Source organism: Variovorax sp. 22077 (assembly GCF_052044195.1).
In the GTDB taxonomy this organism is placed as follows: Bacteria; Pseudomonadota; Gammaproteobacteria; order Burkholderiales; family Burkholderiaceae_C; genus Variovorax; species Variovorax atrisoli.
In genome coordinates this window covers 186,881-201,318 of sequence record NZ_JBQEQC010000003.1, presented here as the reverse complement: position 1 = coordinate 201,318, position 14,438 = coordinate 186,881, and the positions used below count along the sequence as shown (strand labels likewise).

Sequence of the window (14,438 nt, the reverse complement as noted above, 5' to 3'; positions counted from 1 at the left end):
ACCTCCTTGCAGAGAGCAACACCTGCGGGCCGGCAAAGCCGGTTCCGCGGTGTTCCACGACCCTGCATGGAAGCCACCCAGAGGGCGCCCGTGCGATGCTGCATTCGCTGAAAGCCTGCTGGCGCCTGCTGCGCGCGGTGATGCATGCGGCCTCGGGCTGGTGGACGATCCGCTTCACCTTCCCGAAGCTCTCGCCCGACGAGCGCAACGCGCGCGTGCAGGCGTGGTCGCGGCGCATGCTGGAGCTCATGGGCATCACGCTGGTGGTGCAGGGCACGCCGCCCGCCAAGGGACCGGCGCTGCTGATCTGCAACCACCTCTCGTGGCTGGACATCACCACCATCCACGCAGCGCGGCACGTGCGTTTCGTGTCGAAGTCGGACGTGAAGTCGTGGCCGCTGATCGGCACGCTGTCCAACGGCTCGGGCACGCTCTACATCGAGCGCGAACGCCGCCGCGACGCGCTGCGCGTGGTGCACCACATGACCGACGCGCTGCGCAACGGCGACCTGATCGGCGTGTTCCCCGAAGGCACGACCAGCGACGGCCGGGGCCTGCTGCCCTTCCACGCCAACCTGCTGCAGGCGTCGATCTCCTCGGGCGCACCGGTGGTGCCCGCCGCGCTGCGTTTTGCCGATGCCGCCACCGGCGAGACCAGCCAGGCCCCGCGCTACGTCGACGACGACAACCTCGTCGTGTCGCTGTGGAACACGCTGCGCGCGCCGCCGCTGCTGGCCATCGTGCGCTTCGGCGAGCCGCAGGACCCGCACGGCCGCGACCGCCGCGCGTGGGCGCAGTCGCTGCATGAAGACGTGCAGCAGCTGCGGCGCGAAACGCACTGACCGGTTCGGCACCAAGGAAAAAGGCGCTTCGTGAAGCGCTTTTTTTCCATTGTCGACAAGCCGGTGACGACCTCGATCAGTCCTGCTCGCCCGTGGGCACGAAGCCCAGTCGGCGCGAGATCTCCAGCGCGCAGGCTCGCAGCGGCGCGGCCACGCGGCCGTCCCACTCGCGGTCGAAGGTGGCTTCGGGCCCCATGGCGGTGATGCCCAGCACCAGGTTGTTGGTGGAGTCGAACACCGGTGCGCAGAAGGCGTCGATGCCGGGGATCGGCTGGCCCAGCGTGCGCGACATGCCGTGCAGCCGCGTCTCGACCAGCAGCGTCTCGATCTCTGCGCGCGAGAGCTCGGCGGTGGCGCCGCGGCCATCCGCGGGGCGGGTGCGCGCCAGGTCTTCCAGCATCATCTTTTCGACCACCTTGGGCGGCAGGTAGGCCGCGAAGAGCCGGCCGGTCGCGGTGTAGGCGAGCGACATGACGGTGCCCGTGCGCAGGTTCACGTGCAGCGGGTGGATCGGCTCTTCCAGCCGCACCACGGTCGGCCCGAAGTTGCCCCACACGGCCACCGCGATGCTCTGCTCGGTCTCCGAGGCGAGCTGTTCGATGAGGGGCGACGCCTCCTTGATCGGATCGAGCCGCTGCAGCTTGGCCAGCCCCAGCTGCAGTGCCAGCGGGCCCAGCTCGTAGCGGCCTGCGCTGTCCTGCACGACGAAACCGACCTTCAGGAAGCTGACGAGATAGGGGTGCGCCTTGCCGGGGGGGACGCCCGCGGCCTTGCCCAGGTCGCGCAGCGCCATGGGCGCCACATGGCGCCCGAGCGCCACCAGCAGTTGCGTTCCGATTTCGACGGACTGAATGCCACGTCTTGGCTTTTCCATGGGGCGCCCGGCGTGGGGAGTGAGAGTGGGGGCGAGTATAGCCATCGGGGTTTCTACTGATATGGTCGTATTCAATCGATGATGATTGATCATCTGATAGTAACGAAGACACTTGACCATATCAATGTCGCTGCCTAAACTGCGCCGCAACTTTGGTCTTACACAAACACGCGAACAGACAGAGACATGGAACAGAACACTTTTGAATGCGACGTGCTCGTCGTCGGCAGCGGCGCATCGGGCATGGCCACCGCGGTCACTGCGGCATCGCAGGGGCTGAAGGTGCTGGTGGTCGAGAAGGAGCCGCGCTTCGGCGGCACCACCGCACGCTCGGGCGGGTGGCTGTGGATTCCGGGCACGCGCCTGGCCACGGAGCAGGGCATCCACGAGCCCGAGGGCGCCGCGCTCGAATACATGAAGCACGAGGCCACCACGCACTTCGACGCCGCGCGCGTGGGCACCTTCCTCGAGATGGGCCCGAAGGCCATCGACTTCTTCACGCGCAACACCTGCGTGCAGTTCGACATGCCGGCCGTCTTCCCCGACTACCACGCCGAGGCGCCCGGCGGCCAGCAGGGCGGCCGCTCGATGGTCACGCGCCCGTTCGACGGACGCGAGCTGGGCAAGCGCATCAAGCAGCTGGCGCCGCCGCTGCCCGAGCTCACCGTGTTCGGGATGATGTTGGGCTCGGGCCCCGAGATCAAACACTTCATGCGGGCCTTCAAGTCGCCCACCTCGTTCTGGTACGTGACGAAGCGGCTGAGCCGCCACTTCCTCGACGTGCTGCGCCATGGCCGCGGCATGACGCTGACCAACGGCAACGCGCTGGCCGGCCGTCTCGCCAAGGCCGCGATGGACAAGAACATTCCCGTGTGGCTCTCGTCGCCGGTGAAGAAGCTGGTGGTGGAGTACGACGGCGTCTCCGGAGCCGTGGTGCAGCACGAAGGCCAGAACGTGCGCGTGGTCGCGAAGCGCGGCGTGGTGCTGGCCTGCGGCGGCTTCCCCTACGACGTGGAGCGCCGCAAGCAGCTCTTCCCGCACGCGCCCACCGGCCGCGAGCACTACTCGCCATCGCCCTCGACCAACACCGGCGACGGCCTGCGCCTGGCCGAAGCGGTGGGCGGCCGCGTCGACGGCACCATCCCGCACGCCGCGGCCTGGGTGCCCGCGTCGGTCACCACGCGCCCGGACGGCAGCAAGGGCGTGATGCCGCACTTCATCGACCGCGCCAAGCCCGGCGTGATCGCGGTCACCGCCAAGGGCCGGCGCTTCACCAACGAAGGCAACTCGTACCACGACTTCGTGCAGGCGATGGTCAAGGCCTGCGAGGGCGAGCCCGAAGTCACGGCCTGGCTGCTGTGCGACCACAAGGCGCTGCGCAACTACGGCCTGGGCTGCGTCGCGCCCGCGCCGCTGCCCATCGGGCGGCACCTCAGGAGCGGCTACCTCAAGCGCGGCGCCACCGTCGGCGAACTGGCCAAGGAAATCGGCATCGCGCCCGCCACGCTCGAAGCCACCGTGCAGGAGTTCAACAAGGGCGCGCGCAACGGCGACGACCCGGCCTTCGGCAAGGGCAGCAAGGCCTACAACCGCTACCAGGGCGACGCGAACGTCACGCCGAACCCGTGCGTGGCGCCGCTGGAGAACGGCCCGTACTACGCCATCAGGCTGGTGATCGGCGACATCGGCACCTTCGCCGGCCTCGTCACCGACGAGAAGACGCGCGTGCTCGACGCCAACCGCCAGCCGATCAAGGGCCTCTACGCGGTGGGCAACGACGCGGCCAGCGTGATGGGGGGCAACTACCCCGGAGCCGGCATCACGCTCGGCCCGGCGCTGACCTTCGGCTACGTCGCCGGGCTGCAGGTCGCGCAGGCCGAGGCCAAGGCCGCGGCGCAGCTGAAGGTGGAGCAGCGCGAGGCCGTGCCGGTCGGGCGCGCCGCCTGAGCCTCATCCATACATACATAGACAGAGAAAGAAGGAGACACCGATGGCCTTTCCATCCACCGTCGCACCCCGCCTGCTCGAAGGCCGCCTGGCCTTCATCACCGGCGCGGGCCAGGGCAACGGCCGTGCGCTCGCGCTGGGCCTTGCGCAGGCCGGCGCGCGCGTCGTCGTCACCGACATGAACGACGCCACCGTCAGCGAGACCGCGCAGCTGGTGCGCGACGCGGGCGGCGAGGCCTGGTCCTTCGTGCTCGACGTCACCGCGCCCGAGGCCTGCCATGCGATGGCCGAGCGCGTGGGCAGGGAGATCGGCAACGTCGACCTGCTGGTCAACAACGCCGGCATCATCATCCGCGAGAACACCAGCAGCCCGAATGCCGCGGCCAACTGGAAGAAGACCATCGACGTGAACGTGCACGGCACCTTCAACACCACGCTGGCCTTCATCCCGGTGCTCAAGCAGACGAAGGGCTCGATCGTCAACATCGCCTCCATCGCCGCCTATGCGGGGCAGGGCGCGAGCCTGGGCTACTCGCCCTCGAAGGGCGCGATCAAGATGCTCACGCAGTCGCTCGCGCAGGAACTCGCGCCTGCCGGCGTGCGCGTCAACGCGCTGGCCCCCGGCGTGATCGAGACGCCCATGACCGCGGCCACGCGCGAGAACCCGCAGCGCCTCGAATCTTTCATGACGCGCATCCCGATGGGCCGCGTCGGCCAGACCGAAGACCTGGTGGGCCCGGTGATCTTCCTGGCCAGCGACATGTCGCGCTACGTCACCGGCATCGTGCTGCCGGTGGACGGCGGCTTCCTCGCCGTCTGAGCCTCCTTCCTGCCTTCTGCTTTCCGCTTTTTCCGCTTCCTCGTCCGTCAACCTCAGGAGACAAAAAATGAAAACCATCCGTCTGTACAAGACGCTGCTCGCCGCAGCCGCGTTCGCCGCCTTCGCGGCCGGCGCAACCGGCGCCATGGCGCAGGACATCAAGGTCGGCTACAACGGCGACCTTTCCGCATCGCCCTCGGCGCAGAGCGGGCAGGCCGCGGTGCTGGGCATGGAAGCGGCCATCGCCGACATCAACGCCGCCGGCGGCGTGCTCGGCAAGAAGCTCGCGCTGGTCACGCGCGACGACGTGTCGGCCCCGCCCAAGTCGATCCAGAACATGAGCGACCTGATCGACAACGAGAAGGTGGTGGCGGTGTTCGGCCCCACCAACTCGGGCAACGCGATGGCGTGGAAGCACATCGCCAACCAGAAGAAGATCCCAGTGCTGGGCAACGTGGGCTCGGGCACCGACATCACCAAGCCGATGAGCCCCGGCGCCGACAACTACATGTTCCGCGTCTCGATGGTCGACCGCGAGCAGGTCGCCGCGCTCATGGCCTACGTGAAGAAGAACACCGCCGGCTCCAAGGTGGTGGGCCTGATGGCCGAGACCACCGGCTACGGCCAGGGCGGCCTGAAGGACATGGAGGAGATCGCCAAGCTGCAGGACATCAAGATCGCCGCCACCGAGCGCTTCGGCGTCGGCGACACCGACATGACCTCGCAGCTGTCGAAGATGAAGGCCGCCAACGTCGACACCGTGGTGGTGTGGGCGCAGGGCACGCCCATCGCGCAGCTGGTGCGCAGCATGGAGAAGATCAACTACTTCCCGCTGACGCTCACCTCCTGGGCCGCCGACAACATCACCTTCTACGACGCGGCGGGCAAGGCGCTGGCCGAGAAGCCCATCTTCATGCGCACCGTGAGCGAGACCCGCACGCCCGCGCAGCAGAAGCTGTTCGACCGCATCGGCGCCAAGCTGAAGGCGCCCGGCTCGTTCTCGTTCGCGCTGCACGGCTACGACTCCATGCAGCTGCTGGCGCAGGCCATGAAGCAGGCCAACAGCACCGACGGCGCAGCGGTGCGCGCGGCGCTCGAAGACCTGAAGACGCCCGTGCAGGGCGTGCTGAAGACCTACGACAAGCCCTTCAGCAAGACCAACCACGAGGCGCTGACCGCCAAGGACCTGGTCTGGATCCGCTGGAAGGACGGCAAGCTGCTGCCCTACAGCGACGCTCTGATCCAGGGCCTCAAGCCGGCCGACTTCAAGCAGTAAGCAAGACAGAAAGATGAGGCGCGACCGGCCTGCCCGCGCGGCAGCCGGCGCCGTCTCGCAACGGAGATACACACCATGGTTGAAGCGCTCCTGCAGGCGCTCATCAGCGGGCTCGCCGTCGGCGGTGCCTATGCGCTGGTGGCGCTGGGATTCAGCATCACGTTCACGACCACCAAGACGCTGAACTTCTCGCACGGCGAGTTCGTCTCGGCCGGCGCCTTCATCGGCATGAGCGCCCTGTTCCTGGTACTGGGCAAGCCGCTGAGCTCCACCACCTTCGGCGACGCCGTGCCCGGCGCGGGCGCGCAGCTGTTCGCGCTGCTGGCCGCGCTCGGCGTGATGGGGCTGCTGGGCTGGCTGCTCTATGTGCTGGGCGTGCGGCCTTTCGCCGGCCGCCCCGGCATGGCCTGGGTGATGAGCACGCTGGGCTTCGGCGTGATCCTGCAGAGCGTGGGGCTCGCCATCTGGGGCCCGAAGCCGGTGGTGGTGCCCGCGCCCGTGGGCGACACCGTGATCCGCCTGTTCGGCGTGGGCGTGCGTCCGCAGGAGCTGCTCACGCTCGGCGTGGCCGTGGTCGTGATGCTGGGTTTCGACCGCGTGATGAACCGCACCATGGTCGGCAAGGCGATGCGCGCGGTGGCGCAGAACGGCAACGTCGCGAGCCTGATGGGCATCAACACCAACGCGATGATGATCGGCGCCTTCGTCGTCAGCTCGGCGCTGGCAGGGCTCTCGGGCTTCCTGCTCGCGCCCATCGCGCAGGCCTCGCTCTTCATGGGCCTCACCGTGGGGCTCAAGGGCTTCTCGGGCGCGATGATCGGTGGGCTGAGCAATCCGCGCGGCTGCGTGATCGGCGGTTTCCTGCTCGGCGTGCTCGAGTCGATGGTCAACCTCTGGCAGGCGCAGTGGCGCGAGGTGGCGGTGTTCGCGCTCGTCATCCTGGTGCTGGCATTCCGCCCCACGGGCCTCTTCGGCCGCTCGACGGTGGAGAAGGTATGAAGCGCCTGGCCCATCCCCTCGCCGTGGTGCTGGTCGCGGCGGTGCTCTGCGGCATCGTCTCGAAGTCGGGCAACGACTACTACCTGCGCATCGCCTTCATGATGTGCGTCTACTACCTCTGCGCCGCCGGCATGAACGTGCTGGTGGGCTACGCGGGGCAGAAATCGCTTGGCCAGGCCGGGCTGTTCGCGGCCGGCGCCTACGGGGTGGCGCTGCTGACCTCGCGCACCGACATGGACCCGTGGCTCGCGCTCGCACTGGCCGCCGTCATCTCGGGCCTGTGCGGCGTGCTGATCGCGCTGCCCTCGCTGCGCGTGAAGGGGCCGTACCTCGCCATGGTCACGCTGGCCTTCGGCATCGTGGTCGAGAAGCTCGTGGGCGAATGGACCGACGTGTTCGGCGGCGCCCAGGGCATCTACGGCATCCGGCCGCTGACCTGGAAGGGCGCGCCGCTGGACACCACGCAGTGGGTGATCCTCGGCATCGTGCTGTGCGCGGCACTGCACCTCTTGCTGCGCAACCTGCTGGGCGGCCGCTTCGGGCGCGCGCTGCTGTCGCTGCAGGCGGACGAGATCGCGTCGTCCTCCGTGGGCGTTCGCGTGTACCGCGCCAAGGTCATGGCCTTCGTGGTCGCGGCCGTCACCTGCGGCATCGCGGGCGCGCTGGTGGCGCAGCAGAACCAGTACATCAACTCCGACTTCATCACCTTCCACCTGTCGATCTTCATCCTGCTGCTGGTGCTGTTCGGCGGCGCGGGCTCGATGTACGGCCCGCTGGTGGGCGCGGTGCTGCTCACGCTGACCGACGCGCTGCTCGCGCGCTGGCCCTCGGCGCAGCACTTCCTGTACGGCTTCCTGCTGCTGTTCGCGCTGTACGTGATGCCCGGCGGCGTGGTGGGCCTCTTCAACAAGTGGTTCATGAAGTCGCGCCATCGCGGCGAAGGCGCGGGCGGCAGCGGCGTGCCGGGCCAGATCGGCCCCGGCGGCGAAGGCGAGCTGCTGGTGGTGCAGGGCGTGACCAAGTCATACGGCGGCGTGAAGCCGGCGCAGGACGTGTCGTTTCGCCTGCAGCGCGGCCACATCCATGCGCTGATCGGGCCGAACGGCGCGGGCAAGAGCACCATGATCAACATGCTCACCGGCGTGATCGAACCCGACGCGGGCTCGATCCGCTTCCTGGGACGCAACATCGTGGGCCAGCCAGCGCATGCCATCTGCTGCATGGGCATGGGCCGCACCTTCCAGAACCTGCGCCTGTTCGCGGATCTCTCGGTGCTCGACAACGTCATGCTCGGGCGCCACAGCCGCATGAGCAACGGCTTCGTGTCGTCGCTGGTGGCCTGGCCCACCGCGAACCGGCAGGAGAAGGCGACGCGCGAGCGCGCGCTGCAGCTGCTCGACCTCGTCGACCTCGGCCACCTGGCGCACTGGCCCGCGGGCAGCCTGCCCTACGGACTGCAGCGCCGCGTGGAACTGGCGCGCGCACTGGCCACCGAGCCGCAGCTGCTGCTGCTCGACGAACCGGCCGCGGGCCTCAACCCGCAGGAGACGGCCGAGCTCGGCGAGCTGCTGCTGCGCATCGGCAAGTGCGGCGTGTCGATCCTGATGGTGGAGCACCACATGGACCTGGTGATGTCGATCTCCGACCACGTGATCGTGCTCGACTACGGCATCAAGATCGCCGAGGGCCGGCCCGCCGAGGTGCAGGCCAACCCGCGCGTGGTCGAGGCCTACCTGGGCGTGGACGACGAAGAAGAAGAGGCACTGGCCACGGCCATGCCGGCCTGAGCAGAAAGACCGAAACCATCATGCTGAAAATCGAATCGGTGAAGGTCTCCTACGGCGCCATCGAGGCCGTCAAGGGCGTGAGCCTGGAAGTGCGCGCGGGCGAGGTCGTCACCATCATCGGCGCCAACGGCGCCGGCAAGAGCACGCTGCTCAAGAGCATCGTCGGGCTGGAGCCCGTGGCCGAGGGCCGCGTGCTGATCGACGGCAACGACTGCACCCACGTGCCCTCGCACAAGCGCGTGGGCCTGGGCGTGGCGCTGTCGCCCGAGGGGCGCGGCGTGTTCCCCGACCAGACCGTGCGCGAGAACCTGATGCTCGGCGCCTATTCGCGCCGCGGCGACAAGGCCTTCGTGGAGCGCGGCATCGAGCGCGAGTTCGCGCGCTTCCCGCGCCTGAAGGAGCGCCAGCACCAGCCTTCGGGCACGCTGTCGGGCGGCGAGCAGCAGATGCTCGCGATCGCCCGCGCGCTGATGAGCGAGCCGCGCCTGCTGCTGCTCGACGAGCCCTCGCTGGGCCTGGCGCCCCTCATCATCAAGGACATCTTCGACGCCATCCGCCAGCTGCGCAGCTCGGGCCTGACCATCCTGCTGGTGGAGCAGATGGCCAAGCAGGCGCTGGGCGTGGCCGACCGCGCCTACGTGCTCGAGACCGGCTGCATCACGCTCGAGGGCTCGGGCCGCGAGCTGCTCGACAACCCCAAGGTGAAGTCCGCGTACCTCGGCACGCATTGACCCGCATCGCTCATTTCAAAGGAACTCCCAATGACCACCAAGAAATTCGCCAGCCACGCCGACCTCGAGGAAAAGAAGGTCTCGTTCACCCGCCTCTCGGAGAACGCCTACGCCTACACCGCCGAGGGCGACCCCAACACCGGCATCTTCATCGGCGACGAGGCCGTGATGGTGGTGGACACGCAGGCCACGCCGGCGATGGCGCAGGACGTGATCCGCCGCATCCGCGAGGTGACGCCGCTGCCCATCAAGTACGTGCTGCTGTCGCACTACCACGCGGTGCGCGTGCTGGGCGCCTCGGCCTACTTCAAGGAGGGCGCCGAGCAGATCATCGCCAGCCGCGACACCTACGACCTGATCGTCGAGCGCGGCGAGCAGGACAAGGCCAGCGAGATCGGCCGCTTCCCGCGCCTGTTCCGCAACGTCGAGTCGGTGCCGCCGGGCCTGACCTGGCCGACCATGACCTTCGACGGCACCATGAGCGTGTGGCTGGGCAAGAAGCTCGAAGTGAAGATCGCGCAGGTGGGCCGCGGCCACACCAAGGGCGACACCATCGCCTACCTCGAAGACCAGAAGATCTGCTTCGCGGGCGACCTGGTCGAATACCAAAGCACCGCCTACGCCGGCGACTGCTACTTCCGCGACTGGCCCGCCACGCTCGACCGCCTCGCCGGCTTCGGCTTCGAGAAGCTGGTGCCCGGCCGCGGCGCCGCGCTGGAGAACGCAGCCGACGTGCGCAAGGCCATCGCCTCCACGCGCGCCTTCATCTCCGACGTGTACACGCTCGTCAACAACGGCGTGGCGCAGGGCAAGACGCTGAACGCGATCTACAAGGAGACGGTGGCGGCGCTGCGCCCCACCTACGGCCACTGGGTGATCTTCGACCACTGCATGCCCTTCGACGTGACGCGTGCGTACGACGAAGCGACGGGTCACGTCCACCCGCGCATCTGGACCGCGGAGCGCGACATCGAGATGTGGAACGAGCTGGAGGGATGACCTCCCCAGGACTGTTGATCACCCCCAGCCTCGCCCACTTCGTGTGGCTCGGACACCCCCTCGCGGGGGCGCACCCTGCGGCCCGGCAGAGCCGGTTCCGCGGGAGCCTGCGAAGGGGCCTCGCTGCGCGGGCCGTGGCGTGGTGTTGTCTTTCGACGAACGATTGAAATGAACAAGTCTGCGCCGTCGTCATCTTCATCGTCCTCTGCGGGCGCCACACCGGCCGCCGTGCAGGCCTGGCTGCTGCTGGGAATGCTCGTGTGGGGCGTGAACGTGTCGGCGGTGAAGGTGCTGACGGGCTTCTTCGAGGCGCTGCCGCTGGCGGCCTTGCGCATGGTGGTGGCCTGCATGGCGCTGAGCGCGATCGTGCTGTGGCGGCGCAGCGGGGTGCCGGCGTTCGGCATGCGGCGTCTCGCGGCACTGGCCGGCTGAGGCTTCCTGATGGTGTACGCCAACCAGATCCTGTTCGCGCTGGGGCTGCAGCGTTCGACGGCCACCAATGGCGCGTTGATCATGGCGCTGAGTCCGCTGGTGTCGGCGCTGATGGCGGCGCTGGTGTTCCGCGAGGCGCTCACGGCGCGGCGTCTGATTGGCGTGGCGCTGGGCTTCACGGGTGTGGCGGCGGTGGTGCTGAGCCATCCGGGCGCGAGCCTGTCGCATGCGGGGCTGGGCGACCTGATGCTTGCGCTCTCGGTGGTGAGCTTCGCCGTCGGCGGCGTGGGCGTGCAGCGCCTGGCCCGGCAGATCGATCCGCTGTCGATGAGCTGGGGAATCTACGTGATGGGCACGGCGATGCTGGTGGTGCACGCGCTGCTCGGGCCGTCGCCGCTGGGCGCGGCGCAGCTCTTTCCGGGTGCGTGGCCGTGGGCGCTGGTGCTGTTCTCGGGCGTGGCCGCCACCGCCGCGGGCAACCTGATCTGGAACCGCGCCATCTCGGTCATCGGCGTGGCGCGCACCGCCGTCTTTCTCTACTGGGTGCCGGTGTTCGGCGTCGCGGTGGCGGCGCTGCTGCTGGGCGAGAGGCTGACATGGTGGCACCTGTTCGGCTTCGCCGCGGTAATGAGCGGCACCTGGCTGGGCACACGGCCCGCCGCTGCCGTTGCCGCAACCGTGTCCAAGCCTGCTCCCTGATTTCTTCCATCCATGTCTTCCGTCGATTCCCTTCCCCTGCTGTTCCAGCCCCTGCAGCTGCGCGGCCTCACGCTGGCCAACCGCGTCGTCATTTCGCCGATGTGCCAGCACGCCGCCGACCGCGGCCATGCCACGCCGTGGCACATGGTGCACCTGGGCAAGTTCGCGCTCGGCGGTGCGGGGCTGATCCTCACCGAGAGCACCGCGGTCGATCCGCGCGGGCGCATCGGCACGGCCGACCTCGGGCTGTGGAAGGACAGCCAGATCGCGCCGCTGAAGGCCGTGGTCGACTTCGTCCATGCCCAGGGCAGCGCCATCGGCGTGCAGCTCGCGCATGCAGGGCGCAAGGCCGGCAGCGAGCCGCTGTGGGAGGGCGGCGCCGCGCTGGGCGACGCGCGCATGGCCGCCGACGAGGAGCCTTGGGAGCGCCTGGGTCCGAGCGCGATCGCGGCGGGGCCGGGCTGGTCGGTGCCGCGCGCACTCGACGCCGACGGCGTCGCGGCGGTGGTTCAGCGCTTCGTCGATGCCACGCTGCGCGCGGACAAGGCGGGCTTCGACGTGGTCGAGCTGCACTTCGGGCACGGCTACCTGGTGGCGAGCTTTTTGTCGCCCAACGCCAACCATCGCGACGACGCGCTCGGCGGCAGCCGCGACAACCGCATGTGGCTCGCGCTGGAGATCGCGCAGCGCGTGCGCGCCGCATGGCCCGCGCACAAGCCGCTGTTCTGCCGCCTCTCCGCGGTCGATGGCACGCTCGACGGCTGGAACCTCGACGACTCGGTGGTGCTCGCGCGCGAACTCAAGCGCTGCGGCGTGGACGTGATCGACTGCTCGTCGGGCGGGCTCACCGAGGAGACGCGCGCGCTGCCCGTGCCGCGCGGGCTGGGCTTCCAAGTGCCGTTCTCGGCGCGCATCCGGCGCGAGGCGCAGGTGCCGACGCAGGCGGTCGGGATGATCGTCGATGCGCATCAGGCCGAAGCCGTGCTCGCGGCTGGCGACGCCGACCTGGTCGCGCTCGGCCGCGAGGCGCTGTTCGATCCTTACTGGGCACACCACGCAGCCGCCGCGCTCGGCGCGGACCCGGGCTTCGAGCGATGGCCGGTGCGCCACGGCGTGTGGCTGTCCAAACGCGCGCCCGGCCTGGCGCGTGCGCGCGCCGAAGCCCGCGAACAGCAACCCGACGACCAGGAGACAAGCAGATGACCGAACCGACGACACTGCGCATGGGCCTGATCCGCAAGAAGCCCGCATGGACCGACGAGGCCTTCCGCAGCCACTGGCGCGACAGGCACGGCCCGCTGGTTGCGCAGCTGCCCACGCTGCGCAGCTACCACCAGAACCTCGTGCTCGACCGGCTGCAGCGCGGCATCGACTTCGCGCGCGGGCCTTGGGACTTCGACGGCTTCTCGCAGCTGCGCTTCGACGAGGACGCGCAGGCCGATGCGGCCTTCAACACGGGCGAGCTGGCCGCCGCCATCCGCGCCGATGAGGAGCGCTTCCTCGGCGGCCTGCACATCGTGACCGTCGCGCAGACCGAGGTGGTCGCGCTGCCGCCGAAGCCGCAGGGGCTGCTCAAGCGCATCTCGCTGCTGCGCCGGCCCATCGAACAGTCGGAGGACGACTTCCGCCGCGAGTGGAAGGTGCACGCCGACCACGTGCGCCGCATGCCCGGCGTGAGCGGCTACCGCCAGAACGTGGTGACCGCGCACGAGTTCGTGAAGGGCACGCCCTGCGGCTATGCCGAGCTGCCGATCGACGGCATCGTCGAGCTCTGGTTCGAGAACACGGACACGCTGGATGCCGCCTTCGCCTCGCCGCAAGGGCGGGTGACGATGGCGCACGCGCTCACCTTCCTCTCGGAGATCACGGCCTTCGTGGTGGAGGAGTACCGCGTGGTGTGAGGCCGAGGGCACGCCAGCCCTAACATCGGCGCTCCTCGACACCGGACCGGCACGCATGGAACGCACTCGTATCTTCTTCCTGGGCATCGTCATGGCTGCCGCAGCCTGTGGCGCGCCTGCCCAGACGCCCACGCCGCTGTCGCCCGGAGTGGCCGGCGTGTTGCGCATCGACGCCGGAACCGACTACGTGTTCCTCGACCGCCCCACCACCATCGGCGGCGCATGCAGGGGCTGGAAGGCGGTGTCGATCCAGGCGCCAGGCCCGGTGGGCTCCGGCCGCACCAATCTCATGTGCTGGAAGGAGTCGAACGGCCAGCTGCTGACGGCGACCGAAGCCAGGGTCACGCCGCAGGCCGTGCCGATGAGCGCCCTCCGCTGAGGGCTGCGAGTCTTCCGGTGCGTACCCGCGCAAAAAAAAGCGCTCCTCGAGGGAGCGCTTAACGACGCACGAATGCGCCGTGAGGAGGAACCGGGATCCACGGAACCCCCACATTGACTCTGCGCACCGCCCACCCATGCGGGACAGCGCAAGGCAAGCACGTGAGTCCTTGCCTACATCGCCGCCCCGGGCCGGCGGCGGACCGGGCGGGTGGTCCACTCAGCCCAGCAGGCCGTGCAGGATGTTGGTGACCGGGCTCACCACGTGGCTCACCGTCTGCTCGACCTGGCTGGTGATCGGCGCCACCGCCTCGGCCACGCCGGAGGCGACGCTGCCGGCCGCGCCTTCGGCCACATGCGCCACCGTCTCGACCACCGGCGCCGCGGTGCCGGCAGTGCCGGCCAGGATGTCGGTCGCCGGCGCCGCCGCGCTGGAGGCCGCATGCGCCGCCGGAGCGGCCGCCTCGCTCGTCGCCGACTGCAGCACGTTGGCCACGGGGGCAGCGTCGCCGCCCAGCGAGCCGAGCAGGCGGCCGACCAGGCCATCGGCGCCCAGCACGCTGCCCACGAGTCCGTCGTCGCCAAGCAGGTTGTTCACCAGCCCGTCCTCGCCGAGCACGCCGCCCAGCAGGCCACCCGAGGCGCCACCGCCGGTCACCCCGCCGAGCAGGCCGCCGACGATGCCGTCCTCGCCCAGAAGACCACCGACCAGGCCACCGGCATCGCCGCTGGTGACGGCGCCGAGGACGCCGC

At 69.4% G+C, this 14,438-nt stretch carries 14 protein-coding genes and 1 pseudogene; 13 read left to right on the top strand and 2 right to left on the bottom strand.

Annotated features, from left to right (window positions below):
* The first annotated feature begins 95 nt into the window (after window positions 1–95).
* The gene (locus ACTJLF_RS05475) at window positions 96–842 is read left to right on the top strand and encodes a lysophospholipid acyltransferase family protein (protein WP_019656263.1); all 747 of its coding nucleotides are present in this window, start codon (window positions 96–98) and stop codon (window positions 840–842) included.
* 76 nt (window positions 843–918) lie between these two features.
* Here the strand turns inward: ACTJLF_RS05475 and ACTJLF_RS05470 are convergent, their stop codons facing one another.
* On the bottom strand, window positions 919–1,716 hold the full coding sequence (locus tag ACTJLF_RS05470) for an IclR family transcriptional regulator (protein ID WP_019656262.1): 798 nt from the start codon (window positions 1,714–1,716) through the stop codon (window positions 919–921).
* Window positions 1,717–1,902: 186 nt separating this feature from the next.
* On the opposite strand from ACTJLF_RS05470, the gene ACTJLF_RS05465 reads away from it, so the two are divergent.
* From ACTJLF_RS05465 to ACTJLF_RS05410, 12 genes are all read left to right on the top strand, one after another.
* A complete protein-coding gene (locus ACTJLF_RS05465) occupies window positions 1,903–3,663 on the top strand; it encodes an FAD-dependent oxidoreductase (RefSeq protein WP_019656261.1) in 1,761 nt (586 codons plus the stop codon).
* Between the two features lie 43 nt (window positions 3,664–3,706).
* Window positions 3,707–4,483: an SDR family NAD(P)-dependent oxidoreductase gene (locus ACTJLF_RS05460; protein WP_440882646.1), complete on the top strand. Its 777-nt coding sequence runs from the start codon at window positions 3,707–3,709 to the stop codon at window positions 4,481–4,483.
* A gap of 67 nt (window positions 4,484–4,550) precedes the next feature.
* Window positions 4,551–5,759: an ABC transporter substrate-binding protein gene (locus ACTJLF_RS05455; RefSeq protein WP_019656259.1), complete on the top strand. Its 1,209-nt coding sequence runs from the start codon at window positions 4,551–4,553 to the stop codon at window positions 5,757–5,759.
* A gap of 75 nt (window positions 5,760–5,834) precedes the next feature.
* A complete protein-coding gene (locus ACTJLF_RS05450; protein WP_019656258.1) occupies window positions 5,835–6,758 on the top strand; it encodes a branched-chain amino acid ABC transporter permease in 924 nt (307 codons plus the stop codon).
* Window positions 6,755–8,545, top strand: a complete 1,791-nt coding sequence (locus ACTJLF_RS05445; protein WP_440882645.1) for a branched-chain amino acid ABC transporter ATP-binding protein/permease — start codon at window positions 6,755–6,757, stop codon at window positions 8,543–8,545. The genes ACTJLF_RS05450 and ACTJLF_RS05445 overlap by 4 nt, the downstream gene beginning before the upstream one ends.
* A gap of 20 nt (window positions 8,546–8,565) precedes the next feature.
* Window positions 8,566–9,276, top strand: coding sequence for an ABC transporter ATP-binding protein (locus ACTJLF_RS05440; RefSeq protein WP_019656256.1), 711 nt, complete (start codon window positions 8,566–8,568; stop codon window positions 9,274–9,276).
* A gap of 30 nt (window positions 9,277–9,306) precedes the next feature.
* Window positions 9,307–10,275 (top strand): MBL fold metallo-hydrolase, encoded by a 969-nt coding sequence (locus ACTJLF_RS05435; RefSeq protein WP_019656255.1) that lies wholly within the window; start codon window positions 9,307–9,309, stop codon window positions 10,273–10,275.
* 168 nt (window positions 10,276–10,443) lie between these two features.
* A complete protein-coding gene (locus tag ACTJLF_RS05430) occupies window positions 10,444–10,707 on the top strand; it encodes a hypothetical protein (protein WP_440882644.1) in 264 nt (87 codons plus the stop codon).
* Window positions 10,708–10,716: 9 nt separating this feature from the next.
* Complete coding sequence (locus tag ACTJLF_RS05425) at window positions 10,717–11,406, top strand: DMT family transporter (RefSeq protein ID WP_440882643.1); 690 nt, start codon at window positions 10,717–10,719, stop codon at window positions 11,404–11,406.
* 12 nt (window positions 11,407–11,418) lie between these two features.
* Window positions 11,419–12,609 (top strand): NADH:flavin oxidoreductase/NADH oxidase, encoded by a 1,191-nt coding sequence (locus tag ACTJLF_RS05420; protein ID WP_416492048.1) that lies wholly within the window; start codon window positions 11,419–11,421, stop codon window positions 12,607–12,609.
* Window positions 12,606–13,307 carry an EthD domain-containing protein gene (locus ACTJLF_RS05415; RefSeq protein ID WP_440882642.1) on the top strand — a complete coding sequence of 234 codons (702 nt, stop codon included), beginning with the start codon at window positions 12,606–12,608 and terminating at the stop codon, window positions 13,305–13,307. Before ACTJLF_RS05420 ends, ACTJLF_RS05415 begins: the two co-directional genes overlap by 4 nt.
* Before the next feature lie 55 nt (window positions 13,308–13,362).
* Entirely contained in the window at window positions 13,363–13,686 is a 324-nt protein-coding gene (locus ACTJLF_RS05410) for a hypothetical protein (protein ID WP_019656251.1), read from the top strand.
* 219 nt (window positions 13,687–13,905) lie between these two features.
* Here ACTJLF_RS05410 and ACTJLF_RS05405 read toward each other — a convergent pair.
* Window positions 13,906–14,438 (bottom strand): annotated as a pseudogene (locus ACTJLF_RS05405) (hypothetical protein); the annotation flags it as partial.